The sequence below is a fragment of the Paenarthrobacter sp. CAP02 genome (assembly GCF_040137855.1).
Classification (GTDB): Bacteria; Actinomycetota; Actinomycetes; order Actinomycetales; family Micrococcaceae; genus Arthrobacter.
In genome coordinates this window covers 405,665-427,858 of sequence record NZ_JBEEII010000004.1, presented here as the reverse complement: position 1 = coordinate 427,858, position 22,194 = coordinate 405,665, and the positions used below count along the sequence as shown (strand labels likewise).

Genomic DNA, 22,194 nt, shown 5'->3' with positions numbered 1-22,194 from the left:
GACGGGACGCGCCACCCGGGCCCGGCCTGGGGCTTGGGAGCGTCCGTGGGGTGGATCAATCGGCTCCGGAGCTGGTCAGGTTCCAGCTTGTCCGGTGGTAGGCGCTGGGACCTTGCTGCCGGATCATCTCCCGGTGGGCGGAGGTGGCATAGCCCTTGTTGACGTCCCACCCGTAGGCGGGCAGCTCGGTGTGCAGGTCCACCATGATGCGGTCCCTGGCCACTTTGGCCAGGACACTGGCTGCCGCGACGCTGAGGCAGCTCATGTCGGCCTTGACCTTGGTGTGGACGGGAGCTTCGCAGGCGGGACCCGCCGGGGCGTCAAAGAGGGAAGCCTGGACCTCGGGGGAAAGCCAGTTGTGGCTGCCGTCCAGGAGCACCACATCCGGGGTAATGCCGGCGGCAAGGATATCGAACCACGCCCGCGTACCTGCCAGGCGCAGCGCGGCGATGATGCCGATCTCATCGATTTCCCGGGAACTCGCGTGACCCACGGCGCATGCCACAGCCCAGTCCCTGACCAAGGGCTCAAGCCGTTCGCGGTCCTCGGGCTTGAGCAGTTTGCTGTCCCGGACATCGGCCAGCAGGCCATGATCGGCGAGGTTCACCACGGCGATCCCCACGCTCACGGGACCGGCCAACGCGCCTCGGCCTACCTCGTCCACGCCCGCAAGCAGGCTCACACCGGGGGCCAGGAACGTGCGTTCGTGGTCAAGGGTGGGAAACCCAACGGCTTTCTTTGCCTTGGGCGCGGTTTTCTTGCCCTTGGCTTTCGCTGGGGACTTGCCCGTCGTGACGGCTGCCGTGGTGGTTGTCATTACTTGGTCGCTGTTGCCTTGGGGACATCCCGGAAGACGTCTGAGTGGTTGTCGAGTATTGTCCATCGACTCACGGGCCACGCGATGACGGTCGCTTTACCTTCAATGTCGTCGATGTTGATGAACCCGCCGTTGACTTCCTGGTGAGCCCGGGAATCGGCTGAGTGGTTGCGGTTGTCGCCCATGACCCAGACCTTCCCTTCCGGAACCACGACGTCGAATGTGCTTGGTTGGGGAATTTCCGCCGGGTTAATGTACGTCTCATTCAGCGGCACCCCGTTGACGCTGACGCGTCCCTGGGCGTCGCAGCAGGAGACATGGTCGCCGGGGAGGCCGATAACACGCTTAACGAGGTGCTGATCGGTGTTATCTGCCATCAGCCCCACGAATTCGAGGCTGTCGTTCAACCAGTCCATGGGCCCGGCGGGCTTTTGCGGTACGGGTTCGAGCCAGGCCTGGGTGTCCTTGAACACCACTACATCACCGCGGGACAGGTCGAACGGGCCCGGAACCAGGAGGTTGATGAAGATCCGGTCGTTGACATCCAAGGTGCTTTCCATGGATTCCGAGGGGATATAGAACGCCCTGAACAGGAAAGTCTTGAGGAGGAAGGACAGCACCAAGGCAATCGCCACAACGGTGACGATCTCTTTCACCCAAACGAGGACGGGATTCCTGTGCGTCTTCGCGGGAGCATCAGCGTCACCCGGGCTCGACTCCGCCAAGCCGGCAGTACTTGCCGTTCCGTCCGAGAGCCGTGCGTCGTCGTCGTACCTCTCAGGGTTCCCGGGAACTTTGTCCGGCATCTACTGTCCGTTCTTCAAAGGTGTTTCAGCCTGCGCGGAGCGAGGCATCTCTGCAAATCTATCAAGTGGCCAGACGATCTGGACCGGCCGGCCGATAACCCGTTCCACGGGCACCATACCGCCGCCCGGTGCACCCAGCAGTCCGCGGGAGTCCGCTGAACGGGAACGGTGGTCGCCCATCAGCCACAGACGACCCTCCGGCACCACGACGTCGAACTTCTGCTTGCTGGGTTCATCCCCTGGGTACACATAGGGTTCATCAACAGGCTGATCGTTGACTGTGAGTCTTCCGTCGGCCGAGCAGCACCGGACGTGGTCGCCGGCGACTCCAATAACCCGCTTGACGTACGTGGTGTCACTTCCCGTGAGTCCGAACCACTGGCTCGCCGCAGAAACCGCATCGACCAACGGGCCTTGGCCACTGCTGAGCGGAGCGAATGAACCGCGGCCATCGAAAACGACCACGTCACCCCGGCGGATTGGCTCCGACGCGTAGACCGTGCGGGAAACAAGGATCCGGTCCCCGGTTCCGAGGAGGGGTTCCATGGATTCGGAGGGAATGTAATAGACATCCAGCCACAACGAGCGCACCAAACCACTGATGGCGACAGCAAGGACCAGTGCGAGCAAAACAAAACGCCAGCCCTGTTTCCGGGGCTGGCGTTCTGTTGTGTCCATGATTCGTATCCCTGTTGCGTTGCGGATTGCTCCGGAACCCCGGGCACGAATCCTGGACCCGTTGAATAAGTCGGTGGACTTACTTGGCGAAGTCGCGCTTTTCCTTGATCTTCGCAGCCTTACCGCGCAGTGCACGCATGTAGTAAAGCTTGGCGCGGCGGACGTCACCCTTTGTGACGACCTCGATCTTGTCGATGATCGGGGAGTGTACCGGGAAGGTACGCTCTACGCCGACACCGAAGGAAACCTTGCGAACGGTGAAGGTTTCGCGAACGCCGTCACCCTGGCGGCCCAGGACGAAGCCCTGGAATACCTGGACACGGGAGTTCTTGCCTTCGATGATGTTGACGTGAACCTTGAGGGTGTCACCCGCGCGGAACTCAGGAACATCGTTACGCAGCGATGCTGCATCTACGCTATCGAGGATATGCATTAATCCACTCCTGGTGAACGCCACAGGTCATTCACTTTGGGTTACGGCGGACAAGCCCGGGGCACTTAAAGCCACCGGAAATTTCCGCCGAAGTTTCTTAGTGTCCGGTTCCGCCACTGATTGGCGTCACCGGGTTGTCCGACTGTTGGCTGAACTCCCCCTGTGGCAGGTGTCAGCCCAGCAGACACAAGGGTTAATTCTGCCACATGCGCTGCCGTCGGGCCAACTGCCAGATCCCTTGAACGTTCGACGGCGGGAGCGCGCCCTTAGTTTGCGGCGTCGCCACCGGGCCGCGGACGCAAACGGCCGTCGACGACGTCGTACCCGAGGTCCGCCAAAGCGTTGCGGTCAGCGCGACTCAAGGCACCGGCGTCGAACGTTTCCAGAAGGTCCGGACGGCGCTCGGCTGTCCGCCTGAATTGCTCATGGCGGCGCCATTGGGCGATCTTGCCGTGGTTGCCACTGAGCAGGATGGCGGGGACCTCATGGTCGCGCCACGCGGAGGGCTTCGTGTACACCGGGTATTCCAGCAAACCGTCGGAGTGGGATTCCTCAACCAAGGACTCAGGATTACCGACAACCCCCGGGAGGAGGCGCCCAATGGCTTCCACCATGGCCAGCACGGCTACTTCGCCGCCGTTGAGAACATAGTCTCCAAGGCTGACGGGACGAACCGTGAAGTGGTCCTGCGCCCAGTCGATGACGCGCTCGTCGATGCCTTCGTAGCGTCCGCAGGCAAAGACGAGTTGGTCCTCTTCGGCAAGTTCGTAGGCCAGCGCTTGGTTGAACCTCTCCCCTGCCGGCGAAGGAACGATCAGTACGGGCTTGGAACCTTCACGGGCCCCTGCAACGGATTCGAGGGCCTGGGCCCACGGCTCAGGCTTCATCACCATCCCAGCCCCACCGCCATACGGGGTGTCATCCACGGTGCGGTGCCTGTCCGTAGTGAAGGATCGGAGATCGTGGACGTTTAGTTCGAGCAATCCGTCCTGGCGGGCCTTGCCTATGAGCGAAAGCTCAAGCGGGGCAAGGTATTCGGGAAAAATGCTGACGACATCAATCCTCATTCAGGCATCATCCCCGGCGCCGTCCTTGGACTCCTCCGCGGTGGACTCGTTGATCTCAAAAAGGCCGGCAGGAGGGGTGACCAGGATGTAGCCGTCCTCGACGTTGACTTCAGGCACGATCTCGTCGACGAATGGAATAAGGATTTCCTTGCCGTCCGGGGTCTTGACCGTCAGCAGGTCCTGGACCGGGAGCGTGGTGAGTGCAGCTATGGTGCCCACAACCTGCGAGCCAACCCGCGCTTCAAGGCCAACGAGCTCGTGCTCGTACCAGCCTTCGTCATCGTCCTCGTCGTCCAGTTCCTCGGTTTCGATGAAGAGCTTGGCGCCGCGGATGACTTCGGCAGCGTTGCGATCGGCAACTTCCTCGAAGCCCAGCAGGAGGATGTCCTTGTTCCACCGGGCGCTGCGGATGGTCAGGGGGCCGGCAGAGGCCGGCTCCACGACAAACTCGGTTCCTGCGACAAAGCGCTCCGACGGGGCGTCGGTGAGTACCTGCACCGTGACCTCGCCGCGGATGCCGTGGGGTTTGCCGATCCGGGCCACCTGGAGCTGCATGGGTTCCTCTGAATTCTTGTTGTTCCCGCGCCGCCAGGCAGCCACGGTAATGAATGGTGGATAAAGCAATCCGGCCCCTCCACCATATTCGGTGAAGGGGCCGGACCTAAGACAAGATGTGCTGAGCGCGTTACCGGCGACGGTCGGTGTCGACGACGTCGACCCTGACCTGCTCGCCACCAGCCAAAGCCGCAACAACTGTGCGCAGTGCGCGTGCTGTGCGTCCTTGACGGCCGATTACCCGTCCGAGGTCCTCCTGGTGAACTCGCACCTCAAGGGATTCCCCGCGGCGGTTGTTCTTGGCACTGACCTTGACATCCTCAGGACTGTCAACGATCCCACGAACCAAGTGCTCGAGCGCTTCGGACAGCAACTTACTCAGCCTCGGTGGTCTCTGCTTCAGCTTCGGCCGGAGCCTCAGCAGCTTCGTCCTTCTTGGCCTTCTTGGTGATGGCTTCCGGGATGATGACGGAACCCTTCTCCGGTGCTACGAAGGCTTCCTTCGGAGCTTTGGTCTTCAGGGTGCCTTCCTGGCCCGGCAGGCCCTTGAACTTCTGCCAGTCACCGGTGATCTTGAGGATCGCAGCAACCTGCTCGGTCGGCTGGGCGCCAACGGACAGCCAGTACTGGGCGCGCTCGGAAGCGACCTCGATGTACGACGGCTCTTCGGTGGGGTGGTACTTGCCGATTTCTTCAATGGCACGGCCATCGCGCTTGGCGCGGGCATCCATGACGACGATGCGGTAGTACGGTGCGCGCATCTTACCGAAGCGCTTAAGGCGAATCTTTACGGCCACTTTTGTGGTCACTCCTGTTTCTGAAACGAGGTGAACCCGACGTTCTGCACCCGTGGGGCGGGCCATACTGGACGGTTCGAAGGACAAGATACGGGCACGGAGAGAGGGGCCGCACCGATCAAGTACCTGTCCATTGTGCCAGATGCCCGGTGCAATTACGACTTAGGCCGCAAAGGGTGGCGTGTTCTTGGTCACTCCGGACGGATCGTATCCGCGAAAACCGGGCAACTGTCAGGCGGACCAGACGTAGAGTCCGGAGCGGTCGGCTTTTTCCACATCCGTGGCGAGGGCGGCCAGTTGCTGGACGTACTGGCGCGATTGGGTGGCGTCAAAGGGCATGTCGTCCTGGGCGGCCCAGGCAGCAGCAACGTCGTCAAGGACGTTGCCATCGCCTTCGTTCTCGTAGGTGAGCAGTTCGGCAAGCGCGCGCACCATGGCCTCGGGAACTCCGAGGAGGGCATCACTCGTCACATCCACCAGGGCGAGCTCATAGTCTGCTCCCGCCGCATGGACGGCCTGTCCGGCGAGGTCGCCCAACTGCTCGACCTCAAAGTCGGTGATGCCTTCGATCCTGACGGCGGGGCCTGTGGCTTCGGCACCGCGATCCAGCGCGGCTGCCCGTTTGAGTGCTTCGTCGTGGGTGGCTACAAAAATTTCGGCAAAGCCCATGGAAAGTACTCTCAATCCTTCGTGCTGACGGGGCGGCGGCACGGGAACCGAAAGGTTCCGCGCCGTCAATGCCCAGCCTAGTGCAGCCATGGGCTGCCAGGACGATTCAGCGAACGGCGACGCGCAGCTTGTTCCGCCATGGGTCGTCGAACCGAAGCTCAGCGCCGGTGTGGTGATTCTGGACGCCCGCCACCTTCAGCCGGTCCGCCAGCATCGCGACGTCATCGGCCGTGGGGACCTCGATCAGGACTTCCCCCAGCCCCAGCGTGTCCTTTCGGGGTCCGGCGCCCCGACTGTTCCACACGTTCATGGCCATATGGTGGTGGTATCCCCCGGCGGAAACGAACAAGGCCTGGCCGTGCCAGCCCGCCGTCCGCTCGAACCCCAGGGTTTCCACATAGAACTTTTGCGCAGTTTCGACGTCCCCCACTTGGAGGTGCACGTGGCCGATCCCGGCGGCTGCCTCCCGCTGGCCGGTCACGGCAGCCTCACTCAGGTGCTGCTGCAGGAACCGCTGCGGCGGGAGTGCGACGTTGTCCATGACGACGTTCTTGCCGTCCCACTGCCACAGTTCGCGGGGCTTGTCATAGTAGAGCTCAATACCGTTGCCCTCGGGGTCGGTGAAATAGAACGCCTCGCTGACCAGGTGGTCGGCGCTTCCGGCAAAGGCGCGCGGCTCGTATTCTGCCGCCGTGGCAATGGTGGCCGCCAGAGAGGGCTGGTCTTCAAAGAGGATGGCGGTGTGGAAGAGACCCGCTTCCCCGCGGCCCGGAATCTGCAGGCCTGAGGCAGGCGCCAGGTGGACAACAGGCTTTCCGGTGCGGCCCAAGTACAGTCCGCCATCCTGCTCGGCCACGATGTCCAGGCCCAAGGCGCGCTGGTAGTAGTCGCTCATGACCTTCATGTCGCCAACCTTGAGCATGACGGTGCCCATGGTGAGTTCGGCAGGAAGAAGATCCTGGCTGTTTGCTGTAGTCATGTGAAGCTCCTGGGTCTGAGGCTGCCGCCCTTTCGGCACCCTTCTACTAGTACTAAATTACTTGAAGCTTCAATTTATTCCTAACGGATGATCCCGCCACGCAAAACGATGTGCTGGAGTTCGGCCACGGTGTCGAGGGCGACCCGCGGATCTTCACGGCAGAGAACGACGTCGGCACTCGCCCCTTCGCTGATGGCTTCGGCCCCCAGCCACGCCCTGGCGCCCCACGTTGCGGCCTCCAGGACAGCGGAAGGCGGCAGGCCGGCGTCGTGCAGTTCCTTCATCTCGTCCGCAATCCGGCCGTGCTTGATGACGCTGCCGGCATCGGTGCCCGTGTAGATGGTGACACCGGCTTCGAAGGCTTCCAGCACACGGTCGTGACGGCGTTCCCACAGCTTCGCCATGTGATCTGCGTAGACGGGGAACTTGGGCGCGGCCTGGGCGGAAATCTCCGGAAAAGTCGCAATGTTGACCAGCGTAGGGACAATCGGAACACCCTGCTCCACAAACCGCGGAAGGTGCCGGGGCAAGAGGCCCGTTGCGTGTTCGATGCAGTCGATATTGGCGTCCAGCATGTCGTCAATGGTGTCTTCGGCGAAGCAGTGGGCCGTCACCCTGGCACCCTCATCGTGCGCGGCCGAAATGGCGTCCTTGACCAGCTTTGCCGGGAAGGACGCGGCCAGGTCACCAATGCCGCGATCGATCCAGTCGCCCACGAGTTTTACCCAGCCATCGCCGTCACGGGCTTCTTTGCGGACGGTCTCCACGAGCTGTTCGGGCTCGATTTCATGGCCCAGCCCGCGGAGGTACCGCCGGTCCCTGGCTATATGCCGGCCAGCCCTGATAAGGCGCGGCAAATCCGCGCGCCCTTGAACCCAGCGCGTGTCACTGGGCGATCCTGCATCACGGATCAACAGCGTGCCGGCCGCCAGGTCTGCCCGTGCCTGGGCGAGGGTGGTCTGCTCATCAACCGCACCACCCGGCCCCAAACCGATGTGGCAGTGGGCGTCGACAAAGCCGGGCAGGACCCAGCCGTCGAGCACAACGTCCGGTGCCGCGACCGGCTGGATGAACGTCAGGCGACCGTCAACGGACCACATGCCCCTGCGCTCCTTGTCTGCTGCTACGAGCACCGTACCGCTGAATTCGATGATGTTGGCCATGGCAAAAAGCCTAGCCCCGTACCTGCCGGGCAAGCCTGCAACGCCATATGACTGTGCGGCCGCAGGCATCTGTGGTAACTTCGTCTACGACCACACGGGGGCCCCTGCAGGGGCTGAGATCGGACTGAGGCAGTCTGCGACCGTTGAACCTGTCCGGGTAATGCCGGCGAAGGAAGTGAGCAGTCCCTTGAGCACCACAGAAACTCAGCACAGCCCTGCCCAAAACGGGACCGTCGTTGAGACCGGGGCACCGGAAACCGTGACGCAGTCGCTGAAATCCCACTCGCTGGGGTGGCTTGAAGATCCCGAACATGGCATTCGCGTTCCTGTCACCGAGATCGCACTGGAACCCTCCCCCAATGGCCAAGCCAACCCGCCCCTGCAGGTCTATCGAACTGCCGGACCGGGCAGTGACCCGAGAGTCGGGCTGGAACCGTTCCGTGCACCCTGGATCGAAGGCCGGGGCGACACGGAGCCGTACTCGGGCCGGGAAAGGAACCTGCTCGACGACGGCAAGTCCGCGGTCCGGCGCGGTGCGGCATCGGCGGAGTGGAAGGGCGCACAACCGGTGCCCCGCCGCGCCGTCGAGCAGAAAACCGTGACGCAGATGCACTATGCCCGGAAGGGCATCGTGACGCAGGAGATGCAGTTCGTGGCCTTGCGCGAGAACTGCGATGTCGAACTGGTCCGCAGCGAAGTTGCCGCCGGACGCGCCATCATCCCCAGCAACATCAACCACCCGGAATCCGAACCGATGATTATCGGCAAGGCGTTCCTGGTCAAGATCAACGCCAATATTGGCAACTCCGCGGTCACCAGCTCCATCACCGAGGAAGTGGACAAACTTCAGTGGGCGGCGCAATGGGGTGCCGATACGGTCATGGACCTCTCCACCGGCGATGACATCCACACCACGCGGGAATGGATCATCCGCAACTCCCCTGTTCCAATCGGCACGGTTCCCATTTATCAGGCACTCGAAAAGGTCAACGGCGAGGCCAATAAGCTCACGTGGGAGATCTTCCGCGACACCGTGATTGAACAGTGCGAACAAGGGGTGGACTACATGACCGTCCATGCCGGGGTGCTGCTGCGCTACGTCCCGTTGACTGCCAATCGCGTCACCGGCATCGTTTCCCGCGGCGGCTCGATCATGGCCGGCTGGTGCCTGGCCCACCACCAGGAGAACTTCCTTTACACCCACTTCGACGAACTGTGCGAGATCTTCGCCAAGTACGATGTCGCCTTTTCGCTCGGCGACGGTCTGCGTCCCGGCTCCATCGCGGACGCCAATGATGCCGCGCAGTTCGCAGAGCTGGACACCCTTGCCGAGCTGACCCAGCGGGCGTGGGAGTTCGATGTCCAGGTCATGGTGGAAGGCCCGGGGCACATCCCCTTCCACTTGGTCCGTGAAAACGTCGAACGCCAGCAGGAACTGTGCAAGGGTGCCCCGTTCTACACACTGGGTCCCTTGGTCACGGATGTGGCGCCCGGCTACGACCACATCACCTCAGCCATCGGCGCGACCGAAATCGCCCGCTACGGCACGGCAATGCTCTGCTACGTGACGCCCAAGGAACACCTTGGCCTGCCGAACAAGGACGACGTCAAAACCGGTGTGATCACCTACAAGATCGCCGCCCACGCCGCTGACCTCGCCAAGGGGCACCCTGGCGCGAACGAGCGCGACGATGCACTGTCCAAAGCCCGCTTCGAGTTCCGTTGGCGCGACCAGTTCGCCCTGTCCCTCGATCCTGTGACAGCCGAGGCGTTCCACGACGAAACCCTGCCCGCCGAGCCGGCCAAGACCGCGCACTTCTGCTCGATGTGCGGGCCGAAATTCTGCTCCATGCGGATCAGCCAGGATATCCGCGATGAGTACGGCTCAGCTGAAGCGCAGGCCGCAATCGCCGGCATGTACAGCGGCATGAGGGAAAAGAGCCAGGAGTTCCTGGCCTCCGGCGGGAAGGTCTACCTGCCGGAACTGCAGGTACCCGGCACTGCGGGCAATGGCAGTTCAGGACGCCTGAACTGACATGGCCCGTCCCACGTCCGCGACAAACGAGCGGATGATGTGATCGCCATCCACTGAATCCTGGGGCCGGTGCCCGCCCGCTGCCACCCGGCGGAGGGCGCCGGTCTCCTGGAGGTATCCCGCAATTTCCTCGTAGAGCGGCTCCCAACCACCCGTAAGGACCAAGGTGGGAACGCCCGGCACGATATGAAGTGGCGCTTCCCACGGGGGCGCCTGGAGCCTGAGCCTGCGCGCCGCCCTCTGTGCCTCCGGCGTGTCCAGTCCCCCGGTTTCGGCCGAAAAGGCCCTGCGGAAGTATTCCCGCTGGTAGTCGGCGTCGTTCAGTTGTGCCCGGACGTCGAACAACGGCTCCATCAGCGCACGGTGGGAGGCCGTGGCCGGCAGTTCGGCTGTCAGCGACAAGCACGCCGGCTCCACCAACGACAGCGAATGCACCAGATCCGGGCGCTCGATGGCTGCGAGCATGGCGGAAATGGCGCCCTGTTCGTGCGCCACGACGTGGCCTCCACCGGCATCGGCCAACGCATTGATCACGATGGCGACATCTGCTGCCACATTGGACGGCGCCGGTTCCTCGACGGCCGAAAAGCCGTGCCGCCTCAGGAACAAGGCGTCATAGGCCAGCGCCATGCCGTGTTGCTTCGGCCATGCTGCGGCGCCGAAACTCCCCAGGCCGTGAACGAAGACTACGCGCTGCTTGTGCATTGGTTCAGCCTATTCCACGGCTCTGACATCCCAACTGACCGGCAGCTGGGACGCACTGTCTACTTACCGAGGAACTTGTCGAAGCCCTTGGGAAGGTTCAGCGACGACGGGTCGAAGTCCGCCGCGCCTTGCCCAAAAGCCGCGCCCGTGGGGGCCGCTGAAGCAGCGTTTGCCCGCTTGGCCTCTGCATCGCGAAGTTCCTGGGCTGCCTTGGCCGGGTTGCCGGACCGTGCCTTCTTCTTGGGAGTGTTCTTCCCGTTCTTGCGTCCGCCAGGGCCACCGAGGCCGGGCATTCCAGGCATACCCGGCATGCCTCCGCCCTGGGCCAGCTTCTTCATCATCTTCTGAGCCTGGGCGAAGCGTTCCAGCAGGCCGTTGACCTCGGAGACATGCACGCCGGAACCCTTGGCGATACGCGCGCGGCGGGAGCCGTTGATGATCTTGGGAGCAACACGCTCGTGCGGTGTCATGGAACGGACGATCGCCTCGACGCGGTCGATCTCTTTTTCGTCGAAGTTCTCCAGCTGCTGACGGATGTTTTGAGCACCCGGCATCATCATGAGCATCTTCTTCATGGAGCCCATGTTGCGGATCTGCTGCATCTGGGCGAGGAAGTCGTCCAGGGTGAAGTCTTCCTGGTCGGCGAACTTCTTCGCCATCCGGGCGGCTTCATCCTTGTCCCATGCCTTCTCAGCCTGCTCGATCAGGGTGAGGACGTCACCCATGTCGAGGATGCGGGACGCCATGCGGTCCGGGTGGAAGAGCTCAAAGTCGTCCAGGCCTTCGCCGGTGGAGGCAAACATGACGGGCTTGCCGGTCACGGACGCCACGGAAAGTGCGGCACCACCGCGGGCGTCGCCGTCGAGCTTTGACAGGACGATGCCCGTGAAGTTGACGCCCTCGTCGAAGGCCATCGCCGTGTTGACGGCGTCCTGGCCGATCATGGAGTCGATCACGAACAGGACTTCGTTGGGGATGATCGCCTGGCGGATCCGGCGTGCCTGATCCATCATTTCGGCGTCGACGCCGAGGCGACCGGCGGTATCAACGATCACGACGTCGTGAAGCTTCTGGCGCGCTTCCTCGACGCCGGCCTTGGCGACGGCGACCGGGTCACCGGCAGGGTGTTCAAGTTCCGAGGTAGCGCCGGGGTGCGGAGCGAAAACCGGGACACCGGCACGCTGGCCAACAACCTGGAGCTGCGTCACTGCATTGGGACGCTGAAGGTCGCAGGCAACCAGCATAGGGCTGTGGCCCTGGGCCTTGAGCCACTTGGACAGCTTGCCGGCGAGGGTGGTCTTACCGGCACCCTGGAGGCCGGCGAGCATGATGATGGTGGGGCCGTTCTTGGCCAGGCGGATCCGGCGGGTCTCGCCACCGAGGATTTCCTTCAGTTCCTCGTTGACGATCTTCACGATCTGCTGGCTGGGATTCAGTGCACCCGAAACTTCGGCACCGAGCGCGCGTTCACGGATGCGTCCAGTGAATTCGCGGACCACCGACACGGCGACGTCCGCATCCAACAGGGCGCGGCGGATCTCCCGGACCGTGGCATCGACGTCAGCCTCGGTGAGGCGGCCCTTGCCACGGAGGTTCTTGAAGGTTGCTGTCAACCGGTCAGAGAGTGAATTGAACACGCGCCGTGCACTTCTTTCGATGGTCTACGAATGGCGGCCAATGCGGCACGCCAGAGTCTTGACGATTCTTGCCCCGGCACGATGACTCAACTACGGGATGACTCAACTGCGGGACTCGACTATCTAGGGTACCAAGTCGCACCTCCAAGATGGCATGCTGGCACGGTGACCAGTAAAACAACTGTAAAAACATTGCTCATCCTCGGCGCATCCGGAGACTTGACGGGCAGGCTGCTGCTCCCGGGCCTTGCTGGACTGTTGGCCGCGGGTGGCGCTCCGGGCCTGCGTTTGGTGGGAGCCGGTTCTGATCCCTGGTCTCCGGACCAGTGGAGGGAACGGGTCGACGGCGCTTTCGCCGCAGCGTCGAAGGAAGCCGACGCCCAGGGCAAGGCGGCTTTGGCTGCGGTGGCCGGGAGCACCGAATACCACCAGCTGGACGTGACGGCGGACGGACCGCTGGCAGAGTTGCTGTCGCAGCTGGAGGGTCCGGTCGCGATCTACTTCGCGTTGCCGCCGCACGTCAGCCAGAAGGCCTGCGAGGTCCTGCACCCCGAACAGTTGCCTGCCGGAACCCGCCTGGTCATGGAGAAACCGTTTGGATCAGGCACCGAATCGGCGCGCGAATTGAACAAGACGCTGGCTGCGCTGGTGCCGGAGGACCACATCCATCGGGTGGACCATTTCCTGGGCAAGGCAACAGTGCTGAACATCCTTGGCCTCCGCTTCGCCAACAGGTTTCTGGAACCGGTGTGGAACCGGGACAACATCGAAAAAGTGGAGGTCATCTTCGACGAAGACCTCGCCCTTGAGGGCCGTGCCCGGTACTACGACACCGCCGGCGCGCTCCGGGACATGATCCAAAGCCATCTCCTGCACATCATGGCGTTCCTGGCCATCGACGCGCCGGCCACCATTGGGGAACGCGACCTGCGGGACGCCGTCGCCACCGTATTGCGTGCCAGCAGCATCAAGGCCCCCTACAACCTGTCGACGCGTCGTGCGCGGTACACGGCAGGAACCCTGGGCGAACGTACCGTGCCCGACTACGCCGCGGAGGAAGGCGTGGATCCCGCCAGGAACACCGAAACCCTGGCTGAGGTCCGCGTGGAGATCGACAACTGGCGCTGGCAGGGCGTCCCGTTCATCCTCCGCTCGGGCAAGGCCATGGGACAACGCCGCAAGGAAGCAGTCATCACGTTCCGCCCGGTCCCTCACCTCCCCAAGGGCTTCTCCGGCGTGGACTCCCCCAATCAGTTGCGGATCGGTTTCGGGCCTGACGTTTTGGAGCTCGACGTCGATGTCAACGGTCCCGGTGACATCTTCAGCCTTGACCGCGCAAGCCTGGTGGCCGAACTCAACGCGGCCGGGATGCTGCCCTATGGCGAAGTGCTCGAAGGCATCCTGACCGGAGACCCGCTCTTGTCCGTCCGGGGCGACACCGCTGAGGATTGCTGGCGGATCATCGAACCCGTCCTCAAAGCGTGGGCGAACGGCGAGGTGCCCCTGGAAGAATACGCCGCCGGCAGCGCCGGGCCCGCGAACTGGCCCACCGCCGTCGAGGACTAAACGTCGAAGACTAAACAAGGCAACACAAAGCGGGCCGGGTACCTTGACAGGTACCCGGCCCGCTGCCGGTGTTTAAGTACGAGTGGTAGCCGGTTGCCTAGATGGCCGCCGCGCCCCGTTCACCCGTCCGGACCCGGACTGCTTCATAGACATCCACGGTCCATACCTTGCCGTCGCCGGCCCTGCCGGTATTCGAGCTGGCGATGAGGACATCCAGGATGTCGTCCGCCTGTTCGTCCGTGGCCAGGACCTCGATCCGGATCTTTGGCAGCAGGTCCACGTTGTACTCGGCTCCGCGATACACCTCGGTGTAACCCCGCTGCCGGCCGTAGCCGCTGGCTGCACTGACCGTCAGGCCCTGGACCCCGTATGCTTCGAGGCCTTCCCGGACTGCTTCGAGCTTTTCGGGACGGACGATCGCTGTGATGAGCTTCATGCCTGGACACTCTCCTTGCCTTCTGCGGGAGCCTTCTCTTCGGACTTTCCGATCATGGCCTCGTGGAGCGGCTGGAAGCTGCCCCCGTGGCCGTTGACGCCGAACTCGTACGCCGTCTCAGCGTGCAGGCTGAGGTCGACGCCCACGTTCTCCTGCTCCGTGGAGACCCGGAAGCCCATGGTCTTGTGGATGGCGAGGGCGATGATTGCCGTCATGATGGCCGAGAAGACGATTGCGATGCCGGCCGCTGCGAGCTGTGCCCACAGTTGGGTCAGGCCGCCGCCGTAGAAGAGGCCGCCGGCGGTGACGCCTTCGCTCGGAACTGCAATGAAGCCCAGAGCCACCGTGCCGATGATGCCGGATACGAGGTGGACACCCACGACGTCCAGGGAGTCGTCAAAGCCCCAACGGAACTTCAGTCCAACCGCCAGGGCGGAAGCGACACCGGCCACAACGCCCAGTCCCAGTGCACCGACCGGGCTGACGTTGGCACAGGCGGGAGTGATGGCCACCAGGCCGGCAACCACACCGGATGCTGCACCCAGGGAGGTGGGGTGTCCGTCGCGGATGCGTTCGGTGATGAGCCAGCCGATCATTGCCGCTGCGGGAGCTGCGAGGGTGTTGACCCAAATCAAGCCACCCTGCTCAGCAGTGGTCGCTGCGCCGCCGTTGAAACCGAACCAGCCAAACCACAGGATGGCCGCACCGAGCATGACGAACGGGATGTTGTGGGGGCGGTGGTTCGGGTCTTTACCGAAACCGCGACGGTTACCGATGATCAGGACCAGGACAAGTGCTGCCACACCGGCATTGATGTGCACCACGGTGCCGCCGGCGAAGTCGATTGCCGGGCCGAGGGCCTTTCCGATTGCACCCTCCGGGCCGAACAGGCCGCCACCCCACACCATGTAGGCCAGGGGGCAGTAGACCAGCGTGACCCAGACCGGGACGAAGATGGTCCACGCGCCGAACTTGGCGCGGTCTGCGATCGCGCCACTGATGAGCGCAACAGTAATGATGGCGAAGGTGGCTGCGTAACCGACCTTGATCAGGCCATCAGGGGTGGAAATGCCCTCGAGGCCGAAAGTGGCGAACGGGTTGCCCACGATTTCAAGGAAGCCTTCGCCTGAGCTCATCGATGCGCCCCACAGCACCCAGACAACTCCGACGATGCCGATGGAGATGAAGCTCATCATCATCATGTTCAAGGCAGCCTTGGCGCGTGTCATGCCGCCGTAGAAAAATGCCAGACCAGGTGTCATGAACAGCACGAGTGCCGCCGCCACCATGACCCATACGTGACCTGCGGTAAGTTCCATGGTGCACGTTCCTCTCTTGCTTTGGTTCTGCGGTTCTACCGCTGTCCTGACGCCTTTTGCGTCCTGCTTAAGAGTTTTGTGCCGCTGTGTTTCACCTGCGCAGGTTTTATATTGCGGGCCGGTTACAACAACCTCCCCAACGTAAATGGTGCATATCCCCGCTGTTACGGATATGTTTCAGGCGTCAGACTTCACCCGAAAACCAACCCGAAGGACCCCAACCGCATGACCCAGCCGCCCCGATCCGTCAAAGCACCAAGGATCCGGCCTGAGAAGACTCCCCTGCCACGCGATATCAAGGTGATGTTGGCCGCGGCGTTCCTGATTGCGTTGGGCTTCGGCCTGGTGGCACCCGTACTGCCGCAGTTCGCCACCACTTTTGACGTTGGTGCAACTGCAGCCGCCGTGATCGTGAGCATCTTCGCTTTCATGCGCTTGGTCTTCGCCCCGGCCGGCGGTGCTTTGATCGGCAGGTTCGGTGAGCGAAACGCCTACGTTTCAGGTCTTCTGATTGTTGCCGTGTCCACAGCGGCATGCGCCTTCGCCCAGGACTATTGGCAACTGCTGATCTTCCGTGGGCTCGGTGGTGCGGGCTCTGTGATGTTCACCGTCGCAGCCATGGGCCTGCTGATCCGGCTGGCTCCGCCCGAACGCCGCGGGCGGGTATCGGGGGCGTATGCCTCGGCATTCCTGATCGGCAGCGTGTTGGGTCCGGTGGTGGGCGGCCTGCTTGCCGGCTTCGGACTCCGCGTTCCATTCCTTGCCTACGCAGTAGCGCTGCTCGTGGCCGCTGCGGTGGTCCGCACCATGCTGAGCGGCGAGGGACAGGCCGCGACGAACGCAAACCCTGCTCCTGCCATGACTCTGAAGGAAGCACTTGCAGACTCGGCCTACCGCGCCGCAGTGTTCTCCAGTTTCGGCAACGGCTGGGTGACTTTCGGCGTTCGTATGGCCACCATCCCGCTGTTTGCGGTGGCGGTGCTGCAGTCGAAGCCGGAGACGGCTGCCTGGGCACTGGCCATCTTCGCGGTGGGCAATGCCAGCGCGCTGACATTCTCCGGGCGGCTGGCGGATGCCTGGGGACGGAAACCCCTGGTGGTGCCAGGACTCGTCATCACAGGGTTGGCTACCGCCGTGATCGGCTTGACCACGGATTTGCCGGCATTTCTTGCCGCTTCGGCTGTGGCGGGGTTCGGCTCAGGTTTGCTGGGGCCGGCGCAACAGGCCGCCGTCGCCGATGTCATTGGCCGGGGACGTTCCGGCGGCAAGGTCCTCGCGGTGTTCCAGATGGCGGCGGACACCGGCGCCATTATCGGCCCCATCGTCGCCGGGCTTTTGGCCGATGTTCTGGGCTACGGCTGGGCATTCGGCATTACGGGTGCGGTGCTGCTGGTGACCGCCATCGCGTGGCTCCCCGCGCGTGAACCCCTGGGAAACAAAAACTGACCGACAGCAAGAGGTGCGGAGCACCCCTGCTGCCGGCCAGTTAACCGTGTTGTGTGGCTGGGCTGCTAGTTGAGCAGCGCGTCCACGAAGCTTTCCGCATCGAACGGTGCGAGGTCATCCGGGCCTTCGCCCAAGCCAATGAGCTTCACCGGAACACCGAGGGACTTCTGGATGGCCACCACAATGCCGCCCTTTGCGGTACCGTCCAGCTTGGTCAGCACGATGCCGGAGATGTTGACCACCTCAGCGAATACGCGGGCCTGGTTGAGGCCGTTCTGGCCCGTTGTGGCGTCCAGGACCAGCAGGACCTCGTCGACGTCGGCGAGCTTCTCGATGACCCGCTTGACCTTGCCCAGTTCGTCCATGAGGCCGGTCTTGTTCTGGAGTCGTCCGGCGGTGTCCACCATGACGACGTCGACTTCCTGGTCGATGCCGGCCTTGACGGCCTCATAGGCAACCGAGGCAGGGTCCGCGCCGTCAATGTCCGACTTCACGGTGGGCACGCCCACGCGCTGCCCCCAGGTTGCGAGCTGCTCAGCTGCGGCTGCACGGAACGTGTCAGCGGCGCCGAGCAGAACGTCCTTGTCCTCAGCCACCAGCACACGTGCAAGCTTTCCGACCGTGGTGGTCTTGCCCACGCCGTTGACACCGACAACAAGCACGACGGCGGGTCGGTCGCCCTTGCGTTCGACGTTCAGGGAACGGTCCATGCCGGGGTCCACCAGCTTGACGAGCTCTTCGCGCAGCATGGCCTTGACCTCTTCCGGGCTGCGGGTACCCAGAACCTTGACACGTTCACGAAGCGCGTCAACCAACTGCATGGTGGGTTCGGTGCCGAGGTCGGCGAGCAGGAGGGTCTCTTCAACCTCGTCCCACACGTTTTCGTCGATTTTGTCCCCGGACAGAAGCGCCAGGAGGCCTTTACCCAGGATGTTGTTGGATTTGACCAGGCGGGCACGGAGCCGGTTCAGGCGGCCCTCGACGGGGTCCGGTGTATCAATGGCGATGGTTTCGAGCCCGGCGGCGTCGTCGGGAACATCGGTGCCGGCAACCGTTCCGTCAAAGGTGGGTGCCGGTGCTTTGACGGCGTCCGGGTGGTCCTCCACCAGAGTTCCGCCGCCTGCTGCCGAGGACTGGACGGGGTCGTTGGCGTCCCGCGGCCCAGGGTATTTGGCCCCGGATTTCCGGGCCTTCAGCAGTACCGGCACGAGTCCGCCGACCACTACGAGCGCAGCGACAATGGACAGAATTATGGGAAGGAAATCGTTCACTCCCCTACCTTCTCATATTGCTAAGCCCCGGCACCGAGCCTCTGGCTGATGACCGTAGACACCCCGTCACCGCGCATGGTCACTCCGTAAAGGGCGTCCGCCACTTCCATGGTGCGCTTTTGGTGGGTGATCACGATCAGCTGGCTGGACTCACGCAGTTCCTCGAAAATGGTGATCAGCCGGCCCAGGTTGGTGTCGTCCAATGCGGCTTCAACCTCATCCATGACGTAGAAGGGCGAGGGCCGCGCCTTGAAGATTGCCACCAGCAGCGCAACGGCCGTCAGGGAACGCTCGCCGCCGGAAAGCAGCGACAACCTTTTGATCTTCTTACCGGCAGGCCGTGCTTCCACTTCAATTCCCGTGGTGAGCATGTCGTCGGGATCGGTCAGGACAAGCTTGCCTTCGCCCCCTGGGAACAGGCGCGCGAAGACGTGGTCGAACTGGGCGGACGTGTCAGCAAAAGCCTCGGTGAAGACCTGCTGGACGCGGTTGTCCACTTCCTTGATGATGTCCAGCAGATCCTTGCGGCTGGACTTAAGGTCCTCCAGCTGGGAGCTGAGGAATTGGTGGCGTTCTTCCAGTGCGGCAAATTCCTCAAGCGCCAGGGGGTTCACTTTTCCCAGGGATGCGAGGTCGCGCTCAGCCTTCCTGAGACGTTTCTCCTGCTCCGCGCGGACGAACGGGACTCCTTGAACCACTGGTTCGCCATTCTCATCCACCGGTGCCCGCAGCTCGGCCCACTTGTCGTTGCTAGTTCCGGCGGGCAGGGGCACGGGCTGGTCCGGACCGTAATCAGCAATCAACTGTTCGGCAGATAGCCCCAGCTCTTCGATGGAGCGCGTTTCCACGGCTTCGATCCGCAACCGCTGCTGGGTGCGCGCCATTTCGTCCCGGTGCACGGAGTCGGTCAGCTCAGCGAGTTCCTTGGCCAGGGCATCGTTTGCAGAACGGACCCCTGCCAGTTCCCGCTCCAACTGCTCCCGGGTTTGCTCCGCAAGATCCCGCTCACGCCCGGCAAGGTCAACTGATATGTCCACGAAGCGCAGGGTCTGCTCCACAGCCGACGCGACGGCGGCCGCTCGTTGAGCCTGGGCACGTCGACGCTGTGCCCTGCGCGCGGCCTCTTCACGGGCGCGTCGCTCGGTAGCGGCAGCACGCTCCAGGGATGCCGCCCTGTTACTGAGGGCGCCGAGTTGTTCTTCCGCAGTCCGGAGGGCCAGCCGGGCTTCGGTCTCCAGCGCACGGGCAGTCCTGGCCTGCGCTGCGAGCTCGTCACGCTGGTCCGTGGACGGCTCTTCCTCGGGAGCTTCCTGGGCCGCTGCAAGGCGTTCCGCGGCGACTTCAAGGTCCAGTTGGGCCTCGGCGATGTTGGCCTCGGCCTTTGCCATGGACGCGGCAAGGCGGTCGCTTTCGCCAACGGCGCTGCGCAGGATGGAGTTCAGGTGCCCCAACCTCTCCGCGACGGCGGCCAGGCGGGCATCCGATTCGTGCAGCCGTTCCAGCGCGGCGTCGGCGCGGTCCTGCGCTTCGGCGCGCCGGGCCTGGGCGCCGGCCAGGGCAAAGCGTCCACGCTCCAAACGGGCAGTAACCTCCTGGAGGCGGGCCCCGGCGTCGTCCACCGCGGCCTGGACTTCCAACAGCGACGGTGCATTGGTTGAGCCGCCCACCACGGTGAGGGTAGTCAGGACATCCCCCTCCAAGGTGACGGCCGTAAGGTCCGGCCGTTCCGCGACCAGCGAAGCTGCCGCCTGGACGTCATCGACGACGACGGTCCCGGCCAGGAGCGCCAACGTACCTTGGGCAGCGGGATCGCCGATTTTCACGACGTCGGCAACCCAGCGACAACCGGCCGGAAGCGCGTCGCCGCTCTGAAGGGCCTGAACGTCGGTTCCACCGTCGGCCAAGAGCAGCGTCGCACGTCCGGCGTCGTCCTGCTTCAACAACCCGATGGCGGCAACAGCGTCGGCGGCACCGCCAACCACTACCGCATCGGAAGCGCTTCCCAAGGCGGCGGCAACGGCGGCCTCATATCCTGGCTCGACACTGATCATGGCTGGCAGCGGACCAAGGATCCCCTCCGCTGTGAGGAGCCGGCCGGAGCCGTCCTTGCGCCTGAGTCCCAACTGCAGCGCGTCACGACGGGCCGTCAACGAATCACGCTCGCGAACAGCGTCCCGCTCGGCGGCTTTGAGCTCTTCGATTTCCGCGAGGACTGCGTCAAGGACCCCGGTGGCTTCCTCATACTCTGCGTCGAGGCTCTCTTCCCCATCCTCGACACCGGCCACCTGGGTTTCCAGTGCCGTGAACTCGCTTTGGGCCTTCCGGCGCCGCTCGTCGCCCGATGCAAGGGACTCCCTGAGGCGGCCGCGCTCAGCTTCGGCAGCTTCTGCACGGGAACGTGCCGCGGCAACCTGGCCAGCCAACCTGGCCAGGCCCTCCCTGCGGTCTGCGGCGGCCCTCAGCATTGCCGTAAGCCGCTTGTCCTCCGCGGCCGCGAGCGCTTCCGCCCCGTCCTTGGCGACGGTGGCTTCGAGGAGCGCCGCTTGCTTGGCGAGAATGTCATGTTCCAGGGCCGCTTGTTCCTCACGGACGCGAGCCGCTTGCCGTTCAAGCTGGTCCGGATCGCGCCCGGAGTCCACGGCCGCTTCGGAAGAACCGAGGAGCCGACGGCGTTCGGTGGCCAGCGAGCCAAGGGATCGAAGCCGCTCCCGCCCGGCGGAGAGCTGATACCAATGGTCGCGGGCCGCGTTGAGGCGCGGGGTCGCCTCTGCGGCCTGCTGCTCCAGGGTAGCCTGACGTTGACGACCCACCAGCAGGCCGGCCTCGACAACCTGGCGCCGTTCTTTGAGTGCAGCTTCGTCGGCGACGTCCTGTTCGAGGGAGGTTGTCAGTTGCACGAGGTCGTCCGCGAGGAGCCGGGCGCGGGCGTCCCGGACGTCGAACTGGACCGTCTGTGCCCGTCGTGCGATCTCCGCCTGCTTGCCCAACGGTGTGAGCTGCCGTCGGATTTCCGCAGTCAGGTCGCCAAGCCGGGCCAGGTTGGCCTGCATGGCCTCGAGCTTCCGGACCGTCTTTTCCTTCCGGCGGCGGTGCTTGAGGATCCCGGCTGCTTCCTCGATGAAGCCCCGACGGTCTTCAGGGGTGGCATGCAGGACACGGTCCAACTGCCCTTGCCCGACGATGACATGCATTTCCCGGCCGAGGCCTGAGTCGGACAGCAGCTCCTGAATGTCCAGGAGCCGGCATGGCGCACCATTGATGGCGTATTCGGACCCACCCGTGCGGAAAAGGGTGCGGGAGATCGTGACTTCGCTGTACTCGATAGGGAGGGCGTTGTCGGCGTTATCAATGGTGAGGGACACATGGGCCCGCCCCAATGGAGGGCGGCCTGACGTTCCGGCGAAGATAACGTCTTCCATCTTGCCGCCACGCAGTGTTTTTGCGCCCTGCTCGCCCATGACCCAGGCCAACGCGTCCACCACGTTGGATTTGCCCGAGCCGTTGGGACCGACGACGGCGGTGACGCCGGGTTCGAAGTCGAACGTCGTGGCCGACGCAAAGGACTTGAATCCGCGGACAGTCAAACTTTTCAAATGCAAGGCGCTTCGGTTCTCCTGGATGGACCGGTGGTTGTATCCCCAAATCTACTGCCGATAGGGCGAAATACAGGGATCTGATGCCGGAATGCCTTGCGGGCGGCCAGCCGCACCCCTACACTCCTGCCAAGGGTTACATGGACTTTTCGTTCCGGTGATCCGGCCCAGGCTCGAACTGTTGTTGGCCTGCCCCGGATCCGGTCCCGTTTTTCGGAACGA

At 63.6% G+C, this 22,194-nt stretch carries 20 protein-coding genes and 1 riboswitch; of the genes, 3 read left to right on the top strand and 17 right to left on the bottom strand.

The features are described from left to right. Window positions 1-55: 55 nt before the first annotated feature. The 11 genes from rnhB to ABHM97_RS09840 form a co-directional block, all read right to left on the bottom strand. Entirely contained in the window at window positions 56-817 is a 762-nt protein-coding gene (gene rnhB, locus ABHM97_RS09890; protein ID WP_349470525.1) for a ribonuclease HII, read from the bottom strand. Next, the gene (gene lepB, locus ABHM97_RS09885) at window positions 817-1,623 is read right to left on the bottom strand and encodes a signal peptidase I (protein WP_349470524.1); all 807 of its coding nucleotides are present in this window, start codon (window positions 1,621-1,623) and stop codon (window positions 817-819) included. Before lepB (ABHM97_RS09885) ends, rnhB begins: the two co-directional genes overlap by 1 nt. Then, window positions 1,624-2,301, bottom strand: a complete 678-nt coding sequence (gene lepB / locus ABHM97_RS09880; protein ID WP_349470523.1) for a signal peptidase I — start codon at window positions 2,299-2,301, stop codon at window positions 1,624-1,626. It lies immediately after the preceding gene. A 79-nt stretch (window positions 2,302-2,380) separates the two neighbouring features. Continuing rightward, a complete protein-coding gene (gene rplS, locus ABHM97_RS09875) occupies window positions 2,381-2,734 on the bottom strand; it encodes a 50S ribosomal protein L19 (protein ID WP_014922079.1) in 354 nt (117 codons plus the stop codon). A gap of 266 nt (window positions 2,735-3,000) precedes the next feature. Further along, window positions 3,001-3,801 (bottom strand): tRNA (guanosine(37)-N1)-methyltransferase TrmD, encoded by an 801-nt coding sequence (gene trmD / locus ABHM97_RS09870; protein WP_235522067.1) that lies wholly within the window; start codon window positions 3,799-3,801, stop codon window positions 3,001-3,003. After that, window positions 3,802-4,356 (bottom strand): ribosome maturation factor RimM, encoded by a 555-nt coding sequence (gene rimM, locus ABHM97_RS09865; protein ID WP_235522114.1) that lies wholly within the window; start codon window positions 4,354-4,356, stop codon window positions 3,802-3,804. A gap of 130 nt (window positions 4,357-4,486) precedes the next feature. After that, window positions 4,487-4,729: an RNA-binding protein gene (locus tag ABHM97_RS09860; protein ID WP_235522066.1), complete on the bottom strand. Its 243-nt coding sequence runs from the start codon at window positions 4,727-4,729 to the stop codon at window positions 4,487-4,489. A 1-nt stretch (window position 4,730) separates the two neighbouring features. Continuing rightward, a complete protein-coding gene (gene rpsP / locus ABHM97_RS09855; protein ID WP_024817151.1) occupies window positions 4,731-5,153 on the bottom strand; it encodes a 30S ribosomal protein S16 in 423 nt (140 codons plus the stop codon). Window positions 5,154-5,384: 231 nt separating this feature from the next. Beyond that, window positions 5,385-5,822, bottom strand: a complete 438-nt coding sequence (locus ABHM97_RS09850; RefSeq protein WP_349470522.1) for a hypothetical protein — start codon at window positions 5,820-5,822, stop codon at window positions 5,385-5,387. Between the two features lie 106 nt (window positions 5,823-5,928). Beyond that, window positions 5,929-6,801, bottom strand: coding sequence for a VOC family protein (locus tag ABHM97_RS09845; RefSeq protein WP_257369051.1), 873 nt, complete (start codon window positions 6,799-6,801; stop codon window positions 5,929-5,931). Between the two features lie 80 nt (window positions 6,802-6,881). Further along, the gene (locus ABHM97_RS09840) at window positions 6,882-7,964 is read right to left on the bottom strand and encodes an amidohydrolase family protein (RefSeq protein WP_235522063.1); all 1,083 of its coding nucleotides are present in this window, start codon (window positions 7,962-7,964) and stop codon (window positions 6,882-6,884) included. A gap of 84 nt (window positions 7,965-8,048) precedes the next feature. Beyond that, a riboswitch (TPP riboswitch) is annotated at window positions 8,049-8,156 on the top strand. Here ABHM97_RS09840 and thiC point away from each other — a divergent pair. Continuing rightward, window positions 8,152-9,999 carry a phosphomethylpyrimidine synthase ThiC gene (thiC, locus tag ABHM97_RS09835; RefSeq protein WP_502921275.1) on the top strand — a complete coding sequence of 616 codons (1,848 nt, stop codon included), beginning with the start codon at window positions 8,152-8,154 and terminating at the stop codon, window positions 9,997-9,999. (Overlaps the previous riboswitch by 5 nt.) Here the strand turns inward: thiC and ABHM97_RS09830 are convergent. Further along, window positions 9,982-10,704: an alpha/beta fold hydrolase gene (locus tag ABHM97_RS09830; RefSeq protein ID WP_349470521.1), complete on the bottom strand. Its 723-nt coding sequence runs from the start codon at window positions 10,702-10,704 to the stop codon at window positions 9,982-9,984. The genes thiC and ABHM97_RS09830 overlap by 18 nt on opposite strands. Before the next feature lie 59 nt (window positions 10,705-10,763). After that, a complete protein-coding gene (gene ffh, locus ABHM97_RS09825) occupies window positions 10,764-12,341 on the bottom strand; it encodes a signal recognition particle protein (RefSeq protein WP_235522061.1) in 1,578 nt (525 codons plus the stop codon). Window positions 12,342-12,506: 165 nt separating this feature from the next. Here ffh and ABHM97_RS09820 point away from each other — a divergent pair, with 165 nt between their 5' ends. After that, window positions 12,507-13,907, top strand: coding sequence for a glucose-6-phosphate dehydrogenase (locus ABHM97_RS09820; RefSeq protein ID WP_349470520.1), 1,401 nt, complete (start codon window positions 12,507-12,509; stop codon window positions 13,905-13,907). Between the two features lie 97 nt (window positions 13,908-14,004). Here ABHM97_RS09820 and ABHM97_RS09815 read toward each other — a convergent pair whose 3' ends face one another. Then, entirely contained in the window at window positions 14,005-14,343 is a 339-nt protein-coding gene (locus tag ABHM97_RS09815) for a P-II family nitrogen regulator (RefSeq protein ID WP_017199639.1), read from the bottom strand. Then, window positions 14,340-15,662, bottom strand: a complete 1,323-nt coding sequence (locus tag ABHM97_RS09810; protein ID WP_235521501.1) for an ammonium transporter — start codon at window positions 15,660-15,662, stop codon at window positions 14,340-14,342. Before ABHM97_RS09810 ends, ABHM97_RS09815 begins: the two co-directional genes overlap by 4 nt. Before the next feature lie 225 nt (window positions 15,663-15,887). Between ABHM97_RS09810 and ABHM97_RS09805 the strand changes: the two genes are divergently transcribed. Continuing rightward, window positions 15,888-17,108 carry an MFS transporter gene (locus ABHM97_RS09805; RefSeq protein ID WP_349470519.1) on the top strand — a complete coding sequence of 407 codons (1,221 nt, stop codon included), beginning with the start codon at window positions 15,888-15,890 and terminating at the stop codon, window positions 17,106-17,108. A 65-nt stretch (window positions 17,109-17,173) separates the two neighbouring features. Here ABHM97_RS09805 and ftsY read toward each other — a convergent pair whose 3' ends face one another. Beyond that, window positions 17,174-18,379 carry a signal recognition particle-docking protein FtsY gene (gene ftsY / locus ABHM97_RS09800; protein ID WP_235521503.1) on the bottom strand — a complete coding sequence of 402 codons (1,206 nt, stop codon included), beginning with the start codon at window positions 18,377-18,379 and terminating at the stop codon, window positions 17,174-17,176. Between the two features lie 20 nt (window positions 18,380-18,399). Then, complete coding sequence (gene smc / locus ABHM97_RS09795) at window positions 18,400-21,978, bottom strand: chromosome segregation protein SMC (protein WP_349470517.1); 3,579 nt, start codon at window positions 21,976-21,978, stop codon at window positions 18,400-18,402. Window positions 21,979-22,194 lie beyond the last annotated feature (216 nt).